Origin of the sequence: Pseudomonas sp. PvP027, assembly GCF_017833005.1 — a bacterium.
In the GTDB taxonomy this organism is placed as follows: Bacteria; Pseudomonadota; Gammaproteobacteria; order Pseudomonadales; family Pseudomonadaceae; genus Aquipseudomonas; species Aquipseudomonas congelans.
This window is the reverse complement of record NZ_JAFIBK010000001.1, coordinates 909,106-933,348: the sequence shown is the minus strand read 5'-3', so window position 1 is coordinate 933,348 and position 24,243 is coordinate 909,106. Positions and strand designations below refer to the sequence as shown.

Annotated in this window: 18 protein-coding genes; 5 read left to right on the top strand and 13 right to left on the bottom strand. The window is 59.6% G+C overall.

The window, feature by feature from the left end; translation table 11 throughout:
• Positions 1–48: 48 nt before the first annotated feature.
• Both JOE33_RS03660 and JOE33_RS03655 read right to left on the bottom strand, forming a co-directional pair.
• Entirely contained in the window at positions 49–1,710 is a 1,662-nt protein-coding gene (locus JOE33_RS03660; RefSeq protein ID WP_122578546.1) for a bifunctional protein-serine/threonine kinase/phosphatase, read from the bottom strand.
• A 7-nt stretch (positions 1,711–1,717) separates the two neighbouring features.
• Positions 1,718–2,929 carry a nitrate/nitrite transporter gene (locus JOE33_RS03655; protein ID WP_187625819.1) on the bottom strand — a complete coding sequence of 404 codons (1,212 nt, stop codon included), beginning with the start codon at positions 2,927–2,929 and terminating at the stop codon, positions 1,718–1,720.
• A gap of 905 nt (positions 2,930–3,834) precedes the next feature.
• On the opposite strand from JOE33_RS03655, the gene JOE33_RS03650 reads away from it, so the two are divergent.
• Positions 3,835–5,082: a glycoside hydrolase family 68 protein gene (locus tag JOE33_RS03650; RefSeq protein ID WP_032614561.1), complete on the top strand. Its 1,248-nt coding sequence runs from the start codon at positions 3,835–3,837 to the stop codon at positions 5,080–5,082.
• A gap of 59 nt (positions 5,083–5,141) precedes the next feature.
• Here JOE33_RS03650 and JOE33_RS03645 read toward each other — a convergent pair whose 3' ends face one another.
• Together JOE33_RS03645 and JOE33_RS03640 are read right to left on the bottom strand one after the other, a co-directional pair.
• Positions 5,142–5,717: an ANTAR domain-containing protein gene (locus JOE33_RS03645; RefSeq protein ID WP_010428114.1), complete on the bottom strand. Its 576-nt coding sequence runs from the start codon at positions 5,715–5,717 to the stop codon at positions 5,142–5,144.
• Between the two features lie 14 nt (positions 5,718–5,731).
• The gene (locus JOE33_RS03640) at positions 5,732–6,943 is read right to left on the bottom strand and encodes a CmpA/NrtA family ABC transporter substrate-binding protein (RefSeq protein ID WP_032614563.1); all 1,212 of its coding nucleotides are present in this window, start codon (positions 6,941–6,943) and stop codon (positions 5,732–5,734) included.
• A 252-nt stretch (positions 6,944–7,195) separates the two neighbouring features.
• Between JOE33_RS03640 and JOE33_RS03635 the strand changes: the two genes are divergently transcribed.
• The gene (locus tag JOE33_RS03635; RefSeq protein WP_010428110.1) at positions 7,196–8,227 is read left to right on the top strand and encodes a quinone-dependent dihydroorotate dehydrogenase; all 1,032 of its coding nucleotides are present in this window, start codon (positions 7,196–7,198) and stop codon (positions 8,225–8,227) included.
• 144 nt (positions 8,228–8,371) lie between these two features.
• Here JOE33_RS03635 and JOE33_RS03630 read toward each other — a convergent pair whose 3' ends face one another.
• Complete coding sequence (locus JOE33_RS03630) at positions 8,372–8,587, bottom strand: ribosome modulation factor (RefSeq protein WP_002553055.1); 216 nt, start codon at positions 8,585–8,587, stop codon at positions 8,372–8,374.
• Between the two features lie 588 nt (positions 8,588–9,175).
• Between JOE33_RS03630 and rlmKL the strand changes: the two genes are divergently transcribed.
• Positions 9,176–11,428, top strand: a complete 2,253-nt coding sequence (gene rlmKL, locus JOE33_RS03625) for a bifunctional 23S rRNA (guanine(2069)-N(7))-methyltransferase RlmK/23S rRNA (guanine(2445)-N(2))-methyltransferase RlmL (protein ID WP_010428108.1) — start codon at positions 9,176–9,178, stop codon at positions 11,426–11,428.
• A 202-nt stretch (positions 11,429–11,630) separates the two neighbouring features.
• Positions 11,631–14,021 carry a diguanylate cyclase gene (locus JOE33_RS03620; protein ID WP_187625818.1) on the top strand — a complete coding sequence of 797 codons (2,391 nt, stop codon included), beginning with the start codon at positions 11,631–11,633 and terminating at the stop codon, positions 14,019–14,021.
• Between the two features lie 52 nt (positions 14,022–14,073).
• Here JOE33_RS03620 and dacB read toward each other — a convergent pair whose 3' ends face one another.
• A complete protein-coding gene (gene dacB, locus JOE33_RS03615; protein ID WP_010428104.1) occupies positions 14,074–15,540 on the bottom strand; it encodes a D-alanyl-D-alanine carboxypeptidase/D-alanyl-D-alanine-endopeptidase in 1,467 nt (488 codons plus the stop codon).
• 338 nt (positions 15,541–15,878) lie between these two features.
• Here dacB and JOE33_RS03610 point away from each other — a divergent pair, with 338 nt between their 5' ends.
• On the top strand, positions 15,879–16,223 hold the full coding sequence (locus JOE33_RS03610) for a 50S ribosome-binding protein YggL (RefSeq protein ID WP_003346101.1): 345 nt from the start codon (positions 15,879–15,881) through the stop codon (positions 16,221–16,223).
• Between the two features lie 93 nt (positions 16,224–16,316).
• Here JOE33_RS03610 and JOE33_RS03605 read toward each other — a convergent pair whose 3' ends face one another.
• The 7 genes from JOE33_RS03605 to JOE33_RS03575 all read right to left on the bottom strand — a co-directional run bounded on the left by JOE33_RS03605 (position 16,317) and on the right by JOE33_RS03575 (position 24,147).
• The gene (locus JOE33_RS03605) at positions 16,317–19,937 is read right to left on the bottom strand and encodes a transporter substrate-binding domain-containing protein (RefSeq protein WP_080009179.1); all 3,621 of its coding nucleotides are present in this window, start codon (positions 19,935–19,937) and stop codon (positions 16,317–16,319) included.
• Between the two features lie 8 nt (positions 19,938–19,945).
• Positions 19,946–20,572: a response regulator transcription factor gene (locus JOE33_RS03600; RefSeq protein WP_003423744.1), complete on the bottom strand. Its 627-nt coding sequence runs from the start codon at positions 20,570–20,572 to the stop codon at positions 19,946–19,948.
• A 357-nt stretch (positions 20,573–20,929) separates the two neighbouring features.
• Entirely contained in the window at positions 20,930–21,322 is a 393-nt protein-coding gene (locus tag JOE33_RS03595; protein ID WP_010428096.1) for a response regulator, read from the bottom strand.
• Positions 21,323–21,572: 250 nt separating this feature from the next.
• The gene (locus JOE33_RS03590) at positions 21,573–22,904 is read right to left on the bottom strand and encodes a deoxyguanosinetriphosphate triphosphohydrolase (protein ID WP_003433027.1); all 1,332 of its coding nucleotides are present in this window, start codon (positions 22,902–22,904) and stop codon (positions 21,573–21,575) included.
• 178 nt (positions 22,905–23,082) lie between these two features.
• The gene (locus tag JOE33_RS03585) at positions 23,083–23,439 is read right to left on the bottom strand and encodes a hypothetical protein (RefSeq protein WP_010428094.1); all 357 of its coding nucleotides are present in this window, start codon (positions 23,437–23,439) and stop codon (positions 23,083–23,085) included.
• Complete coding sequence (locus tag JOE33_RS03580) at positions 23,436–23,828, bottom strand: phage holin family protein (protein ID WP_002553117.1); 393 nt, start codon at positions 23,826–23,828, stop codon at positions 23,436–23,438. Before JOE33_RS03580 ends, JOE33_RS03585 begins: the two co-directional genes overlap by 4 nt.
• A gap of 4 nt (positions 23,829–23,832) precedes the next feature.
• Positions 23,833–24,147: a DUF883 family protein gene (locus tag JOE33_RS03575; protein WP_003315618.1), complete on the bottom strand. Its 315-nt coding sequence runs from the start codon at positions 24,145–24,147 to the stop codon at positions 23,833–23,835.
• Positions 24,148–24,243: the final 96 nt, after the last annotated feature.

Below are 24,243 nucleotides of genomic sequence, written 5' to 3'. Positions count from 1 at the left end.
TTTCTGCACTGCGTTGAGGCGCGCTGCACAGAAGCGGGGCGCAAGGGCTCAATGGCGACCCATCAGCCAGATCACCAGCACCAGGTTTAACAGCAGCGAGAGCAGCGCCAGCGTTCGCCAGACTTTCAGCGGTTCGCGTTCCAGCAGCGGACGCGGTTTGGTCACCAGCGGGCGATGCTCGGCCTGCTCCAGTTCCAGCAACCACTGTTCGGCGGTTTCGTAACGCTGGTGCGGGTCGGCGTGCAGTGCCTTGTCCAGGCTGTGGCTCAACCACTGCGGCAGATCCGGCCGGTAACGGCTGGCAGGTATCGGCGTGCCGAAGCGACGGTGCTGAAAGGCTTCGATCTCGCCGTAAGGGTATTGCCCTGTCAGCAGGTAATACAAGGTGACACCTGCCGCGTACAGGTCCTGCTGCGGATGCGGTTCGGCACCGTTGAAAGCCTCCGGTGCTATATAGCTCGGTGTGCCGGGCAGGTCTTCGGTGTTGACCGCCGAAAGGCCCGGGCAGAACGCCAGGCCAAAATCCAGCAGGCGCAGCTCGCCGTCGTCGGCCAGCAGCAGGTTTTCCGGTTTGATATCGCGATGGATGATGTTGCGTCGATGCAGCAGGCCCGTGGCCCGTAGCAGCCGCGTGGCGAGGTCCTGCCACTGGACCAGTGGCAACGGGCCCTTGTCAGTGAAGAGTTCCGCCAGAGTGTGTCCGCGATACTCGCGCATCACGTAATACAGATGCTGACGGTCTGTCAGTGGGTGTATTTCTGGAAAGAAGCGCCCGGCGACCCGGCGCAGAAACCATTCCTCCAGCAGCAAACCCTGACCGGCGCCTGTCTCTTCATGGCGACTGGCTGGCAGGGTTTTCAGCAGCCAGGGTTGCTCATGGATATCGGTGACCCGATAAACGACGGACTGGCGTGATTGCGCCACGATGCTGCCGACTTTCCAGCCCTCGAATGTCTGATCGGCCTTGAGCGCGGGTGGCAGCGGCCATTGCTGCAATTGCAGCAGCGTATCCCCCAGATCGTCCTCGCCGAGCTTGTCGACCTGGATCACCAGAGCGCTGGCATTGTCCTGACTGCCGGCCAGGTGTGCCGCGCTGACCAGTGTTTTCACCGCCGAGTCGAGGTCGTTCTGTTCGCTCAGAATCGAGCGAATACTTGCATCCCCCAGGGTCGCCCAGACGCCGTCGCTGACCAGCAGCAGGCGCTCGCCCTCACACAGCTCGCCGTCCAGGTAATCCATGACCACGTACTGATCCAGACCCAGCGCACGCTTGAGCACATGCTGCATGTCGGGCTGTTCCCAGACGTGATCTTCACTGATGCGTTTGAGCGTCCCGCTCTGCCAGCGATAAGCCCGGCAGTCGCCGACATGGGCGAGAGTAAAGCGCCGACCGCGCAGTACCAGAGCGCTGAGGGTGGTCAGCAGACCGTTGGCCAGCAGCCAGCGATTCTGCGCCAGCAGCAGGCGATCCAGGGACTGCGTCACGCCCCAGGTTTCCGGCGTGGCGTAATAGTCGAGGGCCAGTGCCTGCAGGGTCGACTGCGCGGCCAGTGTGCCATCGGCGCACTGGCTGACGCCGTCGGCAAGGGCGAACAGATAGCCCTTGCTGGCGGCCAGCGCCGGGACTGGAGTGACCAGGCGCACGGCGTCCTGATTCTCCGCTCGCGGTCCGCTGGCGCTGAACTGCGCAAACTGCAGTTGCAGGGTCATCGGCGCTTCAGACCCGAGCCGCCGTGACTGCAGCCGAACCCCAGGTGGTTCTCCAACGACGCTTGACGTTCAGCAGGCCGAACCAGGCCAGTACCGCCAGGCCTGCGAACAGCCACAGGCCCAACTGGTAGTCGCCGGTGTTCTGTTTGATGGTGCCCAGGCCCGCCGCCAGCAGGAAGCCACCGATGCCACCCGCCATGCCGATCAAGCCGGTCATGACTCCGATTTCCTTGCGGAAACGCTGCGGTACCAGCTGGAACACCGCGCCGTTGCCAGCACCCAGGCCCAGCATGGCGGCTACGAACAGCGCCAAAGCCGCCCACGAGCTCGGCAGGTTAAAGCCCACGGCGGCAATGCCGATGGTGGCAACCGCATACATCACGGTCAGCGTGCGAATCCCGCCGAAACGGTCGGCCAGCGCGCCACCCAGCGGGCGCATCAGGCTGCCGCCGAATACGCAGGCAGCGGTGTAGTAACCGGCAGTGATCGGGCTCAAGCCATACTGGTCGTTGAAATAGCCGGGCAGGGCGCTGGCCAGGCCGATGAAACCACCGAACGTCACGCTGTAGAAAAACATGAACCACCAGCTGTCACGATCACCCAGCGCCTTGAGGTAGTCCGCCACGGATTTGGGTTTGCTGCGTTGCGGGGCGTTGCGTGCCATCAGGGTGAAGGCGATCAGGGTCAGAATCAGCGGGATCAGCGCCAGGCCGAAGACGTTGCCCCAGCCGAAGCTGGCGGCCAGTACCGGCGCGATCAGTGCCGCCAGTACAGTGCCCGAATTGCCCGCGCCGGCGATGCCCATGGCCTTGCCCTGATGCTGGGCTGGATACCATTGTGACGCCAAGGGCAGCGCGACAGCGAACGAAGCACCGGCCATACCGAGGAACAGGCCCAGCACCAGCACCTGGCCGTAGGTGTGAATACCCAATTGCCACGCAGCCAGCAGCGCGCCGATGACGATCACCTGGCCGATGATCCCGGCTGTCTTGGGCGACAGTTGGTCGGCCAGCAGTCCCATGAAAAACCGCAGCACCGCACCGGCCAGAATCGGCGTGGCGACCATCAGGCCACGTTGCTGGGTGGTCAGGTGCAGGTCAGTGGCAATCTGCACCGCCAGCGGGCCAAGCAGGTACCAGACCATGAAGCTCAGGTCGAAATAGAGAAAGGCCGCGAACAGGGTCGGTTTGTGGCCTGCCTTCCAGAAGCTTGTATCCATGTGAACACCTCATCTCATCTGTTGGTTAGTCAGTCGGGCCATGACCGCGACACGGGTTGTTCAGACGCTGTGGTGGAGGGTTCCGAATGACGGCGACTCCACCGGCCCCTGCGCCGGGGCCAAAACGCAAAAACGTCGCCTCTCTGTCCATGGGTGCGGAAAGAGATGAGCGACGTCTTTGTCGTAAAAGGTGATAGCCGCCGTTGGCTACCGGTGCGATTGCTTTAGCAATAGATGGGCCAAGGGCGGTGCAAGCGTGTCAGCCTTACGTCGCAGGCAGGTTGTATGGCTTTCAGGATCTGCGAGCAGACTGATGTATGACCTCGAACCGGGCGTGGGTCGGCAGGCGCGCTGCAAAAAAGGGCGTGGCGGCGAAAAGCCAGATAACGGCTTGCACAGTCCGTATCAGTCAACAGAAACAGGCAGTTAACAGGATTCAAGAATATTTTATTAAAGTTCAAACTATTTAATATTATTTAATGTGCCATCAGTTTTACGTGTAAGTACTGTCATTGTGATGCTGTTTCGATACGCAGCTATGATGACCTTAATGTATATAAGTTAATACGCAGCTCGCAGAGTTGTACGATAACAATGCTGCAAATATTTAATTTACTTTGCGTGGTATGTCTGAGAGCATCGCTTCTGTCGCAACCTGTGACGCTTATTCAAAAGAAGTGATTTCACTTTTCAATCCGGTAATCTGTAGTTGCAGTTTGCCAGTCAATTTCGATAAATGCTTACTTTGAAAGAAGTCATCGGCTACTCGCTCTTTTATCGGCTTCCGGTTGTCCTCGACACCTGAATGCCCGACACACTCTGCACCTCGGCATTGCACGCATGCCTGCCGTGTTGCCTTCCTATCCGCGCTGCTTGTACAGGCGCCTGCAAAGGACATCATCATCATGAGTAACATCAATTACGCACCTACCATCTGGTCCCGTGCCGATGCGTTGAAGGTCAATGAAAATGACCCGACCACCACGCAACCGTTGGTAAAACCGGACTTCCCGGTCATGAGTGATAAGGTCTTCATCTGGGACACCATGCCGTTGCGCGAGCTTGACGGCACGGTGGTTTCAGTCAACGGCTGGTCGGTCATTGTCACGCTGACCGCCGATCGCCACCCCGACGACCCGCAGTATCTCGGCGCCAACGGCCGCTACGACATCAAGCGCGACTGGGAAGATCGTCACGGGCGGGCGCGCATGTGCTACTGGTATTCGCGGACCGGCAAGAACTGGATCTTCGGTGGCCGGGTCATGGCCGAAGGCGTGTCGCCCACCACCCGCGAGTGGGCGGGCACACCGGTACTGTTGAATGACAAGGGTGATATTGATCTTTACTACACCTGCGTGACACCGGGGGCGACAATTGCCAAAGTCCGCGGTCGTATTGTAACGTCCGATCAGGGCGTGGAGTTGAAAGACTTTACCCAGGTCAAAAAACTGTTCGAGGCCGACGGCACTTATTATCAAACCGAAGCGCAGAACTCGACGTGGAACTTCCGCGACCCCAGTCCGTTTATTGATCCCAATGATGGCAAGTTGTATATGGTCTTTGAAGGTAATGTCGCCGGAGAGCGCGGTACGCATTCAGTGGGCGCTGCGGAACTTGGCCCGGTGCCACCCGGCCATGAAGAAGTGGGCGGTGCGCGTTTTCAAGTGGGCTGTATCGGTCTGGCGGTTGCCAAAGATCTCAGCGGTGAAGAGTGGGAAATATTGCCGCCACTGGTGACAGCGGTGGGTGTCAATGATCAGACCGAACGTCCGCATTATGTCTTTCAGGACGGCAAGTATTATTTGTTCACCATCAGCCACAAGTTTACATATGCCGACGGTGTGACCGGGCCGGATGGCGTTTACGGTTTTGTGGGCGAGCATTTGTTCGGGCCTTACCGGCCGATGAACGCATCCGGACTGGTGCTGGGCAATCCGCCTGCACAGCCTTTCCAGACGTACTCTCACTGCGTGATGCCGAACGGCCTGGTGACTTCGTTCATCGACAGCGTGCCCACCAGCGGCGATGACTACCGTATCGGCGGCACCGAGGCGCCGACGGTGAGAATCCTGTTGGAGGGCGACCGCTCGTTCGTGCAGGAAGAGTATGACTACGGCTACGTGCCGGCGATGAAGGATGTGCAACTGAGCTGACTGGCTGCGCCCCTGTAACCCCTGAGGAACGCCTGTGCAGGCAGGCGTTCTTCGTGGCTTCAGCCCAGCAGTTCGCTCATGGCGATAATCTGCTCGGCCACCTGAATCAGCTTCTGCTGGCGACTCATTGCCTGACGTCGCATCAGCGTATAAGCGTCCTCTTCGTTGCAATCCTTCATCTTCATCAGCAGCCCCTTGGCCAGTTCGATGCGCTTGCGCTCGGCCAGTTGCTGGTCGCGGGCATGCAATTGCGCGCGCAGCGCCTGATCGCTTTCAAAGCGGGCCATTGCCACATCCAGAATCGGTTGCAGCCGTTGCGCCTGAATCCCCTCGACGATATAAGCGCTGACCCCGGACTTGATGGCCTGGCGCATCACGCCTGGATCGTGCTCGTCGGTGAACATCACGATGGGCCGTGGCTGGTCGCGGCTGACCAGCACCACTTGCTCCATCACATCGCGACCTGGCGATTCGGTGTCGATCAGGATGACGTCTGGGCGCACAGCTTCAACGCGTGCGGGCAGGTCGATGATCAGTCCGGATTCGTCGATCACTTCGAAACCGGCTTCTATCAAGGCCGACCTGAGGCGCCCGACCTTTTTGGCAGTGTCATTGATAAGCAGGATACGCAGCATGGTTACGTTCTCCGTCAACGACTGGCCACAGCGGGCACGTCGTCGGCCAGCGAGTGGAGCCTGAAGCTACGCGCGTAGCCTGCCGGATCGCTGCCGTCCCAGACCCTGCCATCGATCAGCTGGCTGCTGCGCAAGGTTGCGGCGGGTACGTCGATGCCCAGCGCACTGGCTGCCTGACGGTACAGGTCGAGTTGCTGGACGCGACTGGCCACCGCCAGGTAATCCGGGTCTTCGCGCAACAGGCCCCAGCGTCGGAACTGGGTCATGAACCACATGCCGTCGGACAGCCAGGGGTAGTTGACCTGTCCCTGAGCATGGAAGCTGACGGCGTTAGGGTCTTGCCAGCGATTGCCGAGACCGTCGCTGTACTGGCCGAGCAAACGCGGCTCGATGCAGTCCACCGAGGTGTCCAGGTAATCGGCACCGCTGAGCAGTTGCGCGGTGCTGCGCCGGTTATCGTCGTTTTCCTCGATGAAGCGGCTGGCTTCCAGTACGGCCATGATCAGCGCTCTGGCAGTGTTGGGGTTCTGCTCGACAAACTCACGGGTGCAACCGAGCACCTTGCCCGGGTGATCCGGCCAGATCGACTGGCTGGTCGCCATGGTGAAGCCCAGTTGCTGCTGTACGGCGCTGGCGCCCCAGGGTTCGCCGGCGCAGAAACCGTCGATGCGACCGGCCTGCAGGTGTTGCGCCATTTGCGTGGGTGGCACCACGACACTGGTCACATCATCGAGCGGATGAATGCCTTGGCTGGCCAGCCAGTAGTAGAGCCACATGGCATGGTTGCCGGTGGGGAATGTCTGCGCGAAGGTCAGCCTTGAGCCGCTTTGGTGCGCGCGTTTGTCCAGTGCTTCAGGAGTGATCACGCCTGCCTGCTGCAACTCGCGGGACAGGTTGATGCACTGGCCGTTCTGGTTGAGCCCCATGAGGATGGCCATGTCGGTCGCCGGGCCACCGCTGATGCCCAGTTCCACGGCATATATCAGGCCGTACAGGCTGTGTGCCGCCTGCAACTGCCCGCTGACCAGTCTGTCGCGCAGCCCGGCCCAGGAGGTCTGACGCTCCAGGTTCAGGCTCAGGCCGTAAGGCTGGGCGAAGCCCTGGGTGGCCGCGACCACCAGCGGAGCGCAGTCGGTCAATGCCATGAAGCCCACGTCCAGGCTGTTCATTTCCGGGGCGTCGCTACCGGCCACCCAGTCCAGCGCATTACCGGTTCGTTCTTTCATCGCGCGTGCTTCATCAAAGGTCCGTCCAGAAAAAAGGCGTCGTCCGACCCATTGCCAATGCAAGTGTCGAAGCGACGCCGTTGTCCATGCACCGCTCCGCCGTTGGAGTGAGTGCCGATAGCGGTTTCAAGCAAGGCATATGCCATCGCGGGGGGAGGGCGAGCAACAAGTTTGTCGCGCGCCTCGCCTGACAGGCCCGCACACGTCTATAATCGCCACCCTGAATTCAGCTGCTCACGAGCCCATCCCGCCATGTATAACCTGGCCCGCCAGTTACTGTTCAAACTTTCCCCGGAAACCTCTCATGACCTGTCGCTGGACCTGATCGGTGCAGGCGGACGGCTGGGCCTCAATGGCCTGCTGAGCAAGTCCCCGGCGAAGTTGCCGGTCAGCGTGATGGGCCTCGAGTTTCCCAACCCTGTAGGGCTGGCAGCGGGTCTCGACAAGAATGGCGCGGCCATCGATGGCTTCGCGCAACTGGGCTTCGGTTTCGTCGAGATCGGCACGGTGACGCCACGTCCGCAGCCGGGCAATCCCAAGCCGCGTATTTTCCGCCTGCCCAACGCCGAGGCGATCATCAATCGCATGGGCTTCAACAATCTGGGTGTCGACAACCTGGTGTCCCGTGTCGAAGCAGCAAAGTATCGCGGCGTTCTGGGTATCAATATCGGCAAGAACGTCGACACGCCGGTCGAGCGCGCGGTAGACGATTACCTGATCTGTCTGGACAAGGTCTATGCCCATGCCAGCTACGTCACGGTCAATGTCAGTTCGCCCAACACGCCGGGGCTGCGCAGCCTGCAGTTCGGCGATTCGCTCAAGCAACTGCTCCAGGCGCTGAGCCTGCGCCAGCAGGAGCTGACGCAACGGCATGGCAGGCGTGTGCCGCTGGCGATCAAGATTGCCCCGGACATGACCGACGAAGAAACCGTGCTGGTGGCCGCAGCCCTGATCGAATCCGGTATGGACGCAGTCATCGCCACCAACACCACGCTCGGCCGCCAGGGTGTCGAAGGTTTGCCGCACGGTGACGAGGCGGGTGGCTTGTCCGGCGCGCCGGTTCGGGAAAAAAGCACGCACATCGTCAAGGTGCTGGCCGGTGAGCTCGCGGGCCGTCTGCCGATCATCGCCGCCGGAGGGATCACCGAAGGCCGGCATGCCGCCGAGAAAATCGCTGCGGGTGCCAGTCTGGTGCAGATATATTCGGGTTTCATTTACAAGGGCCCTGCGCTGATTCGCGAGTCGGTGGATGCCATTGCGGCGATGCCTCGCGTCGCACACTGAACCCGGGGGTAAAAAAAGGGGCTCTCCGAGAGAGCCCCTGGGCGTTGGCCCGCCGCCCGGGTCGGGCGTGCATGGTGCAGGTGTGAATCAGTCAATCATGTGTGTGGCCCGACAGAGGCCTGAATGTCTTTGATTTGAATCGCCTCATCCGACCGCGTGAAGTTCGTTGAGTCTGTGGATGCCCGCAGTGCCGGTCATACCGTCCCAGTTGTCGCCGCGTCCTTCGCGCCAGCCATTGATCCATGCCTGGCGTACTGACGGTAGAGTAAAAGGGCAAAGCTCACGGGATTTGCCATGAACGCCGTATTGATAACCGCGTAAAAATGCTCTTTCCAACGGATCACGCTTAAGTCTTCTCATAGGGTAATGCCCTCGTCTGTTGACTGTAATATCCCTGAGACCCCGTGTTGAGGTCGGGCAGAATCTTCTGCCGTTGGGGCCCGCTGCCGGCGTCGCGGGCCTTGATGCCATCACCATTGCGGCGATGACCTGAGACGATTTCTAACCAAAGCGAAGGGCGGTGTGAATGATCGTTTTGTCATAAGCACGTCACATTCAGGTCTGTCGAGCAATAAGCGGTGACCTGTTTCAACCATGATATTTTCTGCAGGCCCTTGAACATGAGGGTTTGCGAGCCAATTGAGATCGCTTATCAGGCTCATATACTGGCTCAATGCCTTGGCTGCTTAAGCGACGAAGGGTCACAGTAAGGCTGCAAAAATGTGACTTTTCAAAACAAGACTTTTGATTGCGCGTCTTTATTGCCGACATCGCTTTGCCTGATATCTGTTCTAATACGCGCCAAAACTGCCGCAATGACATGACAGGATCATGCGGTGGACCGGCACACATCACGTGCCACGCAGGCGTTCTCGATGAAAGACGCCTGTTCAAATCTGGCAGGGCAATGCGTTGCCCGCCGCAGACGGCTCAGGCCCTGGAATACACATGTCGGATCGCTACGAACTTTTCCTCACTTGCCCCAAGGGCCTTGAAGGCCTGCTTGCCGAGGAAGCCACTGCGCTGGGTCTGCAAGAGACCCGCGAGCACACTTCAGCCATTCGCGGCTCGGCCGACATGGAGACCGCTTACCGGCTGTGTCTCTGGTCGCGTCTGGCCAACCGCGTGTTGTTGGTGCTCAAGCGTTTCCCGATGAAGGATGCGGAAGACCTTTACCACGGCGTGCTGGATGTCGAGTGGCAGGATCATCTCGAATCCGACGGCACCATTGCGGTGGAATTCAGTGGTCATGGCTCGGGCATCGACAACACCCATTTCGGCGCACTGAAGGTCAAGGATGCGATCGTCGACAAGCTGCGTACCCCGGATGGCGAGCGTCCGTCGGTCGACAAGATCAACCCCGATCTGCGCGTGCACCTGCGTCTGGATCGCGGCGAAGCGATTTTGTCTCTCGACCTGTCCGGGCACAGCCTGCACCAGCGCGGTTACCGCCTGCAGCAGGGGGCCGCACCGCTGAAGGAAAACCTCGCCGCCGCTATCCTGATCCGCGCCGGCTGGCCGCGCATCGCTGCCGAGGGGGGCGCGCTGGCTGACCCGATGTGCGGTGTCGGTACGTTCCTGGTCGAGGCCGGCATGATCGCCGCCGACATCGCCCCGAACATCAAGCGTGAACGCTGGGGCTTCTCGGCCTGGCTGGGCCACGTCCCGGCGCTGTGGCGCAAGCTGCACGACGAAGCGCTGGCCCGCGCCGAGGCCGGGTTGGCCAAGACACCTTCCTGGATTCGCGGTTACGAAGCCGATCCGCGGCTGATCCAGCCTGGGCGTAACAACATCGAACGTGCCGGTCTGAGCGACTGGATCAAGGTCTATCAGGGCGAAGTCGCGACCTTCGAACCGCGTCCCGACCAGAACCAGAAAGGCCTGGTGATCTGCAACCCTCCGTACGGCGAGCGTCTGGGAGATGAAGCCAGCCTGCTGTATCTCTACCAGAACCTCGGTGAGCGCCTGCGTCAGGCCTGCCTTAACTGGGAAGCAGCGGTGTTCACCGGCGCGCCTGACCTGGGCAAGCGCATGGGTATTCGCAGCCACAAACAGTATTCGTTCTGGAACGGCGCCTTGCCGTGCAAGCTGCTGCTGATCAAGGTCACACCTGATCAGTTCGTGACCGGCGAGCGACGCACACCCGAGCAGCGTCAGATCGAACGCGAAAACCCTGTCGAGGTTGAAGTCGTTGAGCGGAAACTCAACAAGAACGGCAACCCGATCAAACCGGAACCGGTGGTGGTCGAGCAGGCACGCCTCAGCGAAGGCGGGCAGATGTTTGCCAACCGCCTGCAGAAGAACCTCAAGCTGATGGGCAAGTGGGTACGTCGCGAAGGGATTGATTGCTACCGCGTGTATGACGCCGACATGCCTGAATACTCGCTGGCAATCGATCTGTATCACGACTGGGTGCATGTTCAGGAATACGCAGCGCCCAAGTCCATCGATCCGGAAAAGGCGTCAGCGCGGCTGTTCGATGCGCTGGCGGCCATTCCGCAAGCTCTGAACATCGACAAGAACCGCGTGGTAATCAAGCGTCGCGAGCGTCAGAGCGGCACCAAGCAGTACGAGCGCCAGAGCGCCCAGGGTCAGTTTCTTGAGGTCAGCGAAGGCGGCGTCAAGCTGCTGGTCAATCTGACCGACTACCTGGATACCGGACTGTTTCTCGACCACCGGCCGATGCGTATGCGTATCCAGCGCGAGGCGTCGGGCAAGCGCTTTCTGAACCTGTTTGCCTACACGGCCACGGCCAGTGTGCATGCTGCCAAGGGCGGTGCGCGCAGCACCACCAGTGTCGACCTGTCGCGGACCTATCTGGACTGGGCGCGTCGCAACCTGTCGTTGAACGGTTTCTCCGACAAGAATCGCCTGGAGCAGGGCGACGTGATGGCCTGGCTGCAGGCTAATCGCGACGAGTACGACCTGATCTTCATCGACCCACCAACGTTCTCCAACTCCAAGCGCATGGAAGGCATTTTTGATGTCCAGCGTGATCAGGTCGAGCTGATCGATCTGGCCATGGCACGTCTGGCGCCGGGGGGCGTGTTGTACTTCTCCAACAACTTCCGCAAGTTTGTGCTCGACGAAAACCTGAGTCAGCGCTATGCGGTCGAGGATATTACTGCGCAAACCATCGACCAGGACTTTGCCCGTAACGGCAAGATCCACCGTGCCTGGAAAATAATGGCGCGTAGCTGATCCGGTGCGCGATGAACGGATCGCTAACGGTCCGTTCATCGCGCGTCGCGACACGTCCTGCACTCGTTCGCATGTCCTCGCGGACAGACCAGCGGATCATCCCGAAACAGTCATAAACCTATGAAAATTACTGGCGAATAGCTATAACAGAAGTCATAGCCAGCCTGACGCTTCCGTATGTTGGCGTCATGAGTTTGTGTGTATGACAGTGAAACGGTTCAAACTCAGAGTTCTGAGTTTCATCAATGGCCAGCTTTCAGCGTGGCTTATCGCCGTCCTGGCATTGCTGGTCGGCGCAGCACTTACTATCATGCTGTCGCTGGCCGACAACGAGTTGTATCAACGCCAGTTGCGTCAGCGTTTCGATACGGTTGCCGCGGAGCGCTTCAGTCGCCTGCAGGAACGTCTGGACAGGCAGGTTACCCGGCTCGACACCTTGGCTCGCTTCTTTATCTACTCCCATCAGGTTGAACTGTCCGAATTCGACGGGTTTGTCGCGCCGTTACTGATTGGCACCCAGGCGTATGCCTGGAATCCGAGGGTGCTGCAGGGCGAACGGGCGATGTTTGAAAGGCAGTCGCGTGAGGAAGGCTCGCCCGGGTATGCCATACGCGAGATGGATGAAAACGGCACCTTGAAAATCGCTGCCGTGCGAAATGAGTACTTCCCGGTTCGATTCATCCAGAGCCTCAGCAACATTCCCACGCCCGCGGGTTTCGATATTGCCTCGGAGCCGATTCGCCGCGCCGCTCTGGAACGTGCGCGCTTGCTGAAACGAACGGTCGCAACGCCTCGTATCCGCCTGCTGTCCCTGGAACCTTCCGACACCTACGGCATTTTGCTGGTCGCGCCGGTGTTCTCGCTTGGCCAACCGGTCCCACAATTGAGGGGCTACGTCACCGCAGTGATCAGCCTGACGCAATTGATGAACATCGGCACGGCAGAGCAGGACAACCTTGCCGTGACCATGCTCGACCTCAGTTCGCCGGAAACGCCCGAGCAGGTCTACCAGTCGCCTCTCCCTGCAATAGGTAATCAGCTGTATGCCAGCAGCCTGCTGAGCCTGGGCGACAGGGATTATCTGGTCGAGGTTCGCCCTACGCAGATTTTCAGCCTGAACAACCAGATCATGATGCCTGGCCGGGTGTTATGGCTTGGAGGGCTTTTGAGTCTGATGCTCAGTGCCTTGCTCTACAGCCTGATCAGTCAGCGTCAGCGCGCCTTGCAACGGGTGGCGCAGCGCACCCGCGAGCTGCGCCAGCGCGAGCAGCAATTGAGGGCCGCGCACGGGCAGTTGCGCAGTGTGCTGGACGCGGCGACCGAAGTGGCGATCGTCGCGACCGATCTGGACGGGCTGATCAAGACCTTCAATGTCGGTGCACAGAAAATGCTCGGCTATGCGCAGGAGGACGTGCTGGGCAGGTTCCGCCTCATGGACTTTTACCAGTCTGCCGATCTGGAGGCCCGCGCGAGCCGCATGAGCAAGAGCCGCGGACAAACGATCAGCGCTTCGCAACTAATGTTTCTCGACGCCGTGCAGGACGGTAACCACCCTTCGCAGGAGTGGACCCTGCAGCGCAGCGATGGCAGCACGCTGGTGGTGAACATGCTGGTCACTGCGGTGCGTGATGATCAGGGGCTCTGGACCGGGTATCTGGCGGTGTGCATCGACGTCACCGAGCACAAGCGCGTCAATCAGGCCTTGGCCGAGAAGGGGCAGTTGCTGAAAAAGCTTGGCTCGCAAGTGCCCGGCGGTATTTACCAGTACCACCTGGCCATCGATGGCAGCGCACGTTTCAGGTACGCCAGCGCTGGCATGTGCGAGCTGTTCGAAGTGGACGAAGAGCAGTTGCTGGGCGATTCCGAAACTATCCTGCGGCGGATCCATGCGGTGGACCTGGTGCGAGTCAGAAGCTCCATTCTGATCAGTGCCGAACACCTGACACCGTGGAGCGAAGAGTACCGCGTCGAGCTGCCACGCAAGGGGCAGCGCTGGTTACGCGCGGCGTCGACGCCTGAGCGCCTGGCCGATGGCAGCGTGCTGTGGCATGGTTTTGTGTCCGATATCACCGACCTCAAGCGCGTCGAGCAGGAGTTGCGTGCGCTGTCGGTCACCGACGTGCTGACCGGTGCCTACAATCGGCGCTACTTTCAGGACCGGATGCAGGCCGAGTTGAAAAGAATCGACCGGCACGGCGGTAACCTGTCGATCATCATGCTCGATATCGATCACTTCAAACGCATCAATGACCGCTTCGGGCATGCCGCAGGTGATCAGGTGCTCAAGGCCATCTCGGAAAAGATCAGCCAGCGGCTGCGCAGCGACGATGTGTTCTGCCGTCTGGGTGGCGAAGAGTTCATGGTGATCTGTCCGGGAACGCGCGGTGCCCAGGCCTATCAACTGGCACTGAGTCTGCGCGAGGAGTTGCGCAAACAGGTTATCGAAGGCGTCGATCAGGTGGTCACGGGCAGCTTCGGGATCGCCAGCTGGCGCGAGGGTGAGGGGATCGACGCGATGTTGCTGCGCGCCGACTCGGGTGTCTACGCCGCGAAACAGGCCGGCCGCGACCGGGTAGAGCCCGAGCAGGGCTGATGCAGACAGGCCCGCTGCGAAAGCGGGTCTGCCGATGGCCGGTATCGGTTGGTTATTGTTGGATCGAGACCGTGGTGTTGGTCAGTTTGGGTTGTCGATACAGATCGACCAGTACCTCGTCGAGTATCGAGGATGCGCCGAACGGACGCGGGTCGTTGAGGATCGCCACGACTGCCCAGGTGTTGCCGTTGCTGTCGCGGCTGAAACCGGCAATCGCGCGCACGGTATTCAGGGTGCCGGTCTTGATGTGCGCCTCGCCGAGCAGCGGGGTGCGTTTGAGTCGCTTGCGCATGGTGCCGTCAAGGCCGGCCAGCGGCATCGAGCTCATGAATTCGGCAGCGTAGGGACTGCGCCACGCCGCTTGCAGGATCACCGCCATTTCACGCGCGCTGACACGCTCGGCCCGCGACAGCCCGGAGCCATTCTCCATGACCAGATGCGGCGCAGTGATGCCTTTCTTCGCCAGCCACTGACGGATTACCCGCTGCGCGGCTTTGCCGTCGTCACCGTCAGCGTCGTTGCGAAACTCTTCGCCGAGGCTCAGGAACAGTTGCTGGGCCATGGTGTTGTTGCTGAATTTATTGATGTCACGAATGACTTCCACGAGGTCCGGGGAAAAGGCTTTGGCCAGCAGCTTGGCATTGCCGGGCAGCACGCCGACGCGGTCCTTGCCCTGAATGGTGCCGCCCAGTTCCTGCCAGATGGCCCGCACTGCGCCGGCCGCATAGGTCGGGTGGTCCAGCAGTGACAGGTAGGTCTGTGAGTTGCAGCCATTGCCCAGCTGGCCGGTGACCGTCACGTTGACGCTGCCATCCGCCTGGGTGACCGGGTTATAGCGTACATCCCCGGTGCATTGCTTCGAAGCGCTTGCCTTGACCTGATTATCGATGCGAATGCTGGCAATCGGCGGCTCGACCGAGACCAGAATCCTGCCGTCGTCATTGCGGGTCACGAAGCGCAGCGCCTTGAGGTTGATCATCAGCGCGTCGGGCTTGACCAAAAACGGCTTGTTGTCGTCATTGCCGTCATCGTTGAACACCGGCAATTGCGGTTGCACAAAATGACTGCGGTCCAGCACCAGGTCGCCGGTCACCTGCTGCACGCCATTGGCCCGCAGATCACGCATCAGCAGCCAGAGCTTTTCCATATTCAGCTTGGGATCGCCGCCGCCCTTGAGGTAAAGATTGCCGCGCAGCACGCCATTGCTCAGGGTGCCGTCGGTGAAGAATTCGGTTTTCCACTGGTGGGTCGGGCCGAGCATTTCCAGGGCCGCATAGGTGGTGATCAACTTCATGGTGGAAGCCGGGTTGACCGAGACGTCGGCGTTGAACACGGTCGGCGTGCCGGGGCCATTGAGCGGCAACATCACCAGCGACAGTGCGTCATCGCCGAGTTTGCTGGCTTTCATGGCCTGTTGAACCTTGGGGGGCAGCGTGGTGTTGATGACGGCGGCGTAGGAGGGCAGAGCCAGGGGCAAAAGGAGTGACGCGAGCAACAATGGACGTAGCGACTTGATCATTGACTAAAACCCTACTGCAAAGAGGGAAACGAAAAAGAGGGCATGGATGAATTCCCTCGGTAACTATTGCAAATGTCGATTCGATTTCGGTAACTATAGTAGTGAATGCGCGGCGGGCTTTTTTTGTAACACAGAATGCCACGCATGAAACGAGCCGCATTATGCCCCAAGCCGGGCAGGCTTGTGACCGGGGGGCAAGCCGGTAAATGCTATTTTTTATTGATTCGGCATCCAAGGCCGTCGCAAAGCCGGATATCCACCACACGCCGCAATTGTCGGGCTTTTAAATCGCCAAGCTGGTAAAGTGCCGCCCGATATTTATTGATGAGGATTGTCCCATGGCCACTAACCGCTCCCGCCGTCTGCGCAAAAAACTGTGTGTGGACGAGTTCCAGGAATTGGGTTTTGAACTGAACCTGGACTTCAAGCAAGAGCTGGACGACAAGGCAATCGATGCTTTCCTTGACGCTTTCCTGAAAGAAGCAATGGAAGCCAACGGTCTTGGCTATGTGGGCGGCGATGACTTCGGTCTGGTTTGCCTGAGCAAGCGTGGCTCGGTCAGCGAAGAGCAGCGTGCTGCTGTCGAAGCCTGGCTCAAAGGCCGCAGCGAACTGACAGAAGTCACTGTCAGCCCGCTGATCGACGTCTGGTACCCGGAAAAAGAAATCAATCCGGCCGCCTGATGTAACGGGAAGCAGGCCAGCGCCTGCTTCCCTGATTTTCTCCAGTACATCCCTTCGTATTCCCCCTCTCGTCATACCGTCTTTGGTACTCGCTCATTCAGGCCTTGCCTGTTGCAGGATCAGTGCGTCTTCAAGCTCGATCATTGCCAGTTCGACCGCCTGCCGGCAGGTACGAAACTGTTCATCCGGTGTGTCCGGGTCGCAGGCCAGTTCCAGCGCATCGCAGGCATCAACCACCCTTGAAGCCGTGATGATCCGGGCTGCGCCCTTGATCCTGTGCGCCAGATCGCGGGTTTTCCGGCGATCCTTTTCCGGTGTCAGTCTGGCCAGCGCCAGCCTATCCTCATGGTTGCTGTGCAGCAGTTGTGCGAGCAGGCGCTCAACCATTTCAGGACGTTCACCGGTCAGGTTGCTGACGCTGGCGAGGCTGAAGGGCAGCGTACGCGTGTGCGCCAGCGGAGCAATGGCTGCCAGTCGTTCGCTGAGCATCGAGAGGCCAATGGGCTTGAACAGGCAATCGTCCATGCCTGCGGTCCGGCAACGCTCGATCTCGTCGGATTGCGCGTTGGCCGTGAATCCCCAGACAGGACAGCGTTGCCGTTCGGATGCGCGCTCCTGTCTGCGGATGGCAGCGGTCATGTCGTAGCCGTTCATGATCGGCATGTTGCAATCCGCGACGACCAGATCAAAGTCATCGGCCTTCCAGCGCTCAAGCCCTCGCGCGCCGTTTTCAGCCATTTCGCAGTGATGACCGAGATAGCCTAGCTGCTGGCAAAGCAACAACCTGTTGGCAGGATGATCGTCGACGATCAGGATCCTGAGCGTCTGGTGAGCGACGGCTACCGGTTGCTCTGCCACGGGCTGTCCGCTCAGCGCTTCAAGTGTGGTCAGCACCAGGTTCATGCTGATCCGGGTGCCGTGCCCCGGCGTACTGTCGAGCGAGAGATTGCCGCCCATCATCATGCACAGGCTGCGGCATATCACCAGCCCGAGTCCGGCTCCGGTACGCGCCATCTGTCCGGTGTTATCGGCCTGGGCGAACGGCTCGAACAAGCGTTGCTGGTCTTCGACACTGATGCCGATGCCGCTGTCCTGAACGGTGATGTGCAGATGCAGCAGTTGCGGGTCCGGACTTTCGGCTGCCTGCAATACGACCTTGATCCGCCCCATCGGGGTGAACTTGATGGCGTTGCTGACCAGGTTGGACAGTATCTGTTTGAAGCGCAACGGGTCGATCAGTACGTCGGCGTTGATCCTGCTGTCCAGTTCCAGCACCAGTTCGAGGTCCTTCTGCCGGGCCAGACCGTCGAATACCCTGAGCACCGACTCCACCAGTCGACGCAGATTCGCGCGTTCGGGGTTGAGTGACAGCCGCCCGGATTCAATACGTGCGATATCGAGGATATCGCCGATCAGATCCAGCAGGTCGTTGGCCGAACTGTAGGCGACTTCGATGGCGGAACGATCCAGTTCGCCGTGTTCGGCACGTTTGAGCGCCAGCTCCAGCATGCCGATCACGGCATTCATGGGTGTGCGGATTTCATGGCTCATGGTCGCAAGGAAGGTGCTCTTGGCACGACTGGCGGCGTCGGCCTGTTCCTTGGCGGCCTGCAGGTCCTCGATCAGCTGGCGGCGCTCGCTGATGTCGATCCAGCCTCCGATGATGCCCTGTACTTCACCCAGGGAGTCACGAAACGGCAGGATCCAGTGATAGATGGTCAGCTCTCGTTCACCGATGTGCAGCGGTCGGTCGAGGATAAGTGCGGTATCGCTGGCCATGACCCGCTGATAGTCGGCAGCGTACTCGCGGGCTTCGAAGGCATTGCCGAGGCCGCCTTCGGTCGCGCTCTTGCCGATGATGTCTTCGCGTTGCGCGGAGAAAACCTTGAGGTAGCTGTCATTGCACATGCGCAGCATACCCTCGCGATCGCGCACGTAGATCGGATGGGGCGTACCTTCGACCAGCGCGCGCATGAATTCGAACTGATCGCCCAGGGCTCGTTCTGCGGCTTCGCGTTGACGTATCTGCCGTCGCATCCAGGCGTTCCAGGCCAGCAGACCCAGCAGCAACAGGCCCGCACCCACAATAATCTGGTAGATCAGGCGTTGATAGTCATGCCAGTTGGCGCTTGAAGGGGTGTAAACGCGCCAACGGTTGTTGATCGCTGCCAAATCCTGGGGCGCGATGCTCGCCAGCGCCTTGTCGAGAATCGAACTCAGCTCGATGGCATTGCGTGAGGTTGCCATGGAGATCAGCGCTGGGTCCTCACCGACAGTGGCGGTCATCTGCAAGCGGTCCTCGAAGATGCCGGAAGAGAGAAAGTAATCTGCGCTGAGCAGCGAGACGACCGCACCTTCCGCTCTGCCCAGGGACAACATGTCCAGCGTCTGGAACGGGTTGTCGATTTCCAGTGGCACGACCCTCGGGTATTTGCGGCCCAGCCAGTCAAGCATCGGGCTGCCCTGGGTGATTGCCAGACGTTTGCCGTCCATCTGTTCGAGGTAGCTGGGGGCACCCTGATCCTTGCGGGTGACCAGCACGAACGAGTTGTCTATGTACGGGCGGCTGAAGCTCAATCGATCCTCACGCACATCGCTGGACACCAGCGCACCGATCATGTCGGCCTGGCCCTCGCTGACCTGGCTCAGCATGTCGGTCAGGCTGGGCGAACGTTTGACGTCGAACCTGAGGCCGGTACGCAGGCGCACCAGTTCAAGCAGGTCGGCGGTGATGCCGCGAAAGTTGCCCTTGGCGTCGAAGAAGGTCAGCGGTGCGTACGCTTCGTTGACGACCACGCGCACGGTCGGGTGCTGAGCGATCCAGCGCTCCTCGCGTTGCGTCAGTTGCAGCTTCTGGTCGGTGAGCATCAGGTCGCTGCCAGTGCTCCAGCGTCTGGAGATATTGATGCGTTCATCGACAGGGATGGCTTTCAGCGTCTGGTTGATGATGCCCAGCAGTTGCGTGTTTTCATTGCTGACGGCGAAGCTGAAACCGTTGGGCTCGTGCTTGCCGAAATTCGACATCTGCACGTTGTTCAGATAACCCTTGTTGATGATGTATTGGGTGGAAATCGTATCGCCCAGAAACACATCCGCCTGATTGAAGGCGACTGCATTGATGGCGTTCTGAAAAGAAGGGTAGGTCTTCAGCGTTGCGCCCGGATAGGACGCCTCGACCTCGGCAGGCGGCAGGTAGTGATAGACCATGCTCAGCCGCATGCCTTTGAGGCCTTCGTTGAGGGGGCGCGTGTCTCCGACCCGCGTGACCAGAACGGGCTGATCAACCGAGTAGGGCTGGGACAGTCTGATGTTGCGATCAATGGCTTCAAAACCGTTGGCGGTGCCCAGCAGGTCGATCTGACCTGCGGCAAGCGCCTTGATCGCTGCGTCGCGCGTTTCGAAACGCTGCACCCTTACCGGCAGGTCCAGCGCATCCGAAATGATCCCTGCGTAGTCTGCAGTGATGCCTTCGTAATCGTTGCCGGATATCGTGATGTCGAAGGGTGGGTAATCGGGGTTCGAGGTGCCGAGAATCAGTTCACGTTTACCACGTACCCATTGCCATTGGCTGTTGTCCAGCTTCACGTCCATGTGCGCCGGGCTCGAGCGACCGAGCAGGGTGTAATGATCGGCCGCATAGAGTCCGGCCTGAGCACCCCAGCCTATGCACAGGCTTATGGCCAGTATTAATAATTGTCTGAAGCGCTTGGGCATCCGTTTTCTCACACTAGCGCGTTACGTTTTGCCATCTCGATAAGTTCTACCAAGGTTCTGGTTTTCAGTTTTTGCATAAGCCGTGTTTTGTAAGTGCTGACGGTCTTGTTACTGAGAAACATGCCCTTGGCTATTTCCTTGTTGGAGCGGCCCTGGGCAAATAACTGTAATACCATCAGTTCGCGGTCATTGACCAACTTGAATAGCTCGAGCTCGTTGGTCTGACCATCTTCGCGAACCGCACACGTCAACGCTTGACTGGGAAAGTAATTGTAGCCGGATAATACCGCTTTCACCGAACTGAGCAGTTCGCTCAGGTCCTCCTGCTTGCAGACATAACCCGAGGCACCCGATTGCATGCAGCGAATGGCGAACAGGTTGGGGGTTTGCGAGGTCAGCACCAGAATCTTGGAGGGCAGCCCCATCGTATTGAAGCGAGCCAGCACCTCGAGGCCATCGAGCTTGGGAATGCTGATGTCGAGAATGATCAGGTCGGGCATGCATTCACGGACCATCTGCATGGCGTCGACACCGTTATCGGTTTCGCCGACTACCTCATAATTTTCGTTCTCCAAGAGCATTCTTACCGCCATCCGGATAACCGGGTGGTCGTCGATGATGAAAACTGAGTTCATATTCCATTCCATAACAAGCAGTGAAGAAAGCGCGCACCTTAGCTCAGATGTTCGGGCAGGCACATAAAGAGACTTGCTCGGCAGGCATATATAGGAAAAGTCCTACAATAATTAGCGTATCGGAGTACGTAAAAGCCTACGTAAAACATAAGTGTATTTAAACGTTAACGCTTATTTCATTGTGTGTTCGGCAACTGATACGCCGGGTGTTTATTACTTTCTGGAATCATCATTCATGTTGACTGCTGATTTCCTACGAGTCTGAACGTGGATTCACAATCGATCCATTTTCACAGGGTAATGAAAGCAGGTATTTCGCCGGTATTGCTGCAACCGAATGAAGTCGACTTGCCGACGTCATTCAGTGATCTCTCCCAGCAGACGGCTGAGGTCGGGGCCATGCAGGGGCTTGCTCAGACAACCGAGCAGGGGCAGATTGCGCCGCCTGGCGAGCTGCTGAAGACTTTCAAGCTGTGTGTCCGGCAAGCCGCTGAGCAGAATGGCCTGGTGCAGCCAGCCTTGCCGGGAGGCCTCATCAATCAGGTCCAGGCCTGACATGTCCGGCAGGCACTGATCGCACAGCACAAGGCCGTAGGGATGTTCACTGCGTTGCATGGCAGCGAGTGCCTCCGCGGCCGTAAGTGCTGGCGTCAGCAGGAAGTAGCCATGATTGTTGAGCAGCACCTGGGTGGCGATCAGTTGAAACGGGTGATCTTCTACCAGGAGGATGCGCAGGCTATGTGTGGACATGAGTGTTCCGGAAAGGCCCTGACGAGGCGTTCAGGCATCGGCAGGCGGCGTGCGGGCCGGCAAGTTTCGCTGGCGGATGGATGAGGTGCCGGATGGCAGTTGAAGTGGCTGGAATTATTGAGGGATGCAAGAAAAGCTGCGATAGGACTCGTCTGACATGCATGTAGGGCCTGTCTGAGTTTCGCGAGGTAATCAGGTCTGACCAGCCCTTTGCCTGCGTCTGTTCAGGCAGCGGGCCGGTCGATGGAGGCTATATCTGTCCGGAGCGGCCGGTCATTTCCCGGGCCATTTCGCTGGCGTAGCTGTCGGTCATGCCCGCGATGAAGTCGATCATGCGCAGGAACGAGGTATGCAGCGGTGCCTTGGGATCAGGCGCGCTGTTACCCAGCAAGTCGAGGATACGGCGATGCTTGAAGGATGGCGTTCTGCCGCCAAACTGTTCGACGGCCGCACCGCAGAACGCGTTGAGGAGGATCTCCAGCGTGGTGTAGGCGCCGATTTCGTGCAGCGTCTTGCGCTTGTCCTGAAAGATTTTCTTGCGCGCCATGTCCTTGGCGTTGAGCACACAGCGTTTGGCCGGGCCATGCATGTGCTCGACCAGATCGCCAGGCAGGGTGCCGGCCAGCAAGGCGTCCTGTTGCTCGACGAAGGCTCTGGCTGCCGCATTGGTCAAGTGTTCGATGGCCTTGCCGCGCAGGATCGCCAGCTTGCGCCGCCGTGAGTCGCCCGGGCCCAGCTGTCGGTAAGTTTCCGGAAGATCATCACCGACCAGCCCGAGCAGAAGTGATTCCACTTCCGCGTAGTTGAGCAGGTCCATCTCCAGACCGTCTTCCAGGTCGATCAGGGCGTAACAGATGTCGTCGGCCGCCTCCATCAAATAGACCAGCGGATGGCGCGCCCAACGCTGATCTTCGAGCTGCGGCAAACCCAGCTTGCCGGCGATCTGCTCAAGGATCGGCAGTTCGCTCTGGTAACAGCCGAACTTATGCTTCTTGTAGCCCAGCGAGTCTGCGTGGCGGGCGGTCCACGGGTATTTGAGGTAAGTGCCCAGTGTGGCGTAGGTCAGGCGGGTGCCGCCGTCGAACTGGTGGTATTCCAGCTGCGTCAGCACCCGGAACCCTTGGGCATTGCCTTCGAAATTGAGGAAGTCATTGCGCTCGGTGTCGCTCATCGCGTCGAGCCAGCCACGCCCGGCCGCCTGATTGAACCAGTTGCGAATCGCATCTTCGCCCGAATGGCCGAAAGGCGGATTGCCGATGTCGTGCGCCAGACAGGCCGATTGCACAACCATGCCCAGGTCGCTGGGATCGCACCAGTCGGGCAGGGCGGAGCGCAGCGTTTCGCCGACGCGCATGCCCAGAGAGCGACCGACGCAACTGACTTCCAGCGAATGGGTCAGGCGCGTATGGATGTGATCGTTGCTGGACACCGGATGCACCTGGGTCTTGCGTCCCAGGCGGCGGAAGGCCCCGGAAAAGATGATCCGGTCATGGTCCTTGTGGAACGGACTGCGCCCCAGTTCCTCGGGGCTGTGCAGGGTCTTGCCCAGTCGTTCGCGGTTAAGCAGTGTTTGCCAATCCAATGCGTTCACTCCGTCAGTAATAGGGGCGTAGCTTCCCGGTTCGACACGCCTGCCGCAAGGGGCGCACTGATGAAAACAGGCCTCGTAGAAAAACAAATGCCTGCTCCGGTTACCGGAGCAGGCATTTATATTCAGGCCAGTACAGTCAGGCCATGATCATGCGAAACGCATGGCGCAATCAGATCTTGCGATTGCGATTCTGCAGGGCGCGCGCTTGCATGGCGACCTTGACCACCGGCGTCAACGTGATGCCCAGCTTCAACAGGCGGCCCAGCAGGCTGGTGCGTCCGGTCTTGGCACGTTTGCCGCTCAGAAAGCCCAGCAGGGCGACCGAGCCCACGCCCCAGAGCGGCGCGTGGCGAAAGCCCAGCGCGCTTTTCCAGTCGTGGCGGATGCCGCGAAAGCGTTGCAACGGTTGCATCAGTTGCGCCGATTCGTGGCGAATTTCCTGGCGGTGCATTTCCATGCGCAGACGGATCAATGCCTTGCGCAGTTCTCGACGGGTATTGCTCTGGTGCGACTTGGGTTCACTCATGGCATCAATCGCTCACGGTCGTTGGCCAGTTCTTCGAGAGTCGCATGGAAGGGCGAAGACTCGTCGAAGATCGCTGCCTTGAGGCGCAATCCACAGAAGATCGCGGCCAGCAGGTAAAACGTACACAGGCCGACAATGCCCGCCAGGCGATAGCTGTCCCACAGAACGATCAGCAGCAAGGCCGAGAGCCCGGTGAGCAGCAGCAGGCCGAAAACCAGTGCCAGACCGGCAAACAGCAGCAAGCTGACGGTTCGCGCTTTCTGTTCCTGCAATTCGATGCCGAACAGCTCGACGTGAGTGTGCAACAGGCCAAGGAATGCAGCGCCCAGGCGCCGCGGTGAAGAGCCCGGAGTTCCCTCGGGCGGTGCTGATTCCGTTCCCAGAGTCATGATGTTAGCGCCTTGTAGCCAGCAGACCGATCAGAAAGCCGACACCTGCGGCGATACCGACTGACTGCCAGGGGTTGTTCTGAACATAATCTTCGGTGGCGACCACTGCCGCTTCGCCGCGCTCGCGCAACGAATCCTCGGTGGTCTTCAGGGTTTCCTTGGCACGCAACAGGCTTTCGCGGATCTGGGCGCGCAGTTCATCGGCCTGATCACCAGCGAGAGAGGCGGTATGCGCCAGCAATTTCTCAGTATCGGCAACCAGTACCTGGAAGTCGGCTCTCAGGATTTCCTGAGCATTCTGTGCAGTTTCGCGGGCCATGATGTTCTCCGTTTGGTGGGCGTATAAATGTTTCGAGTACAGGTGATTCCTGAAGGTTCACTTCGATTGCCGTATCGTGTTCGATCAGGCTTCACA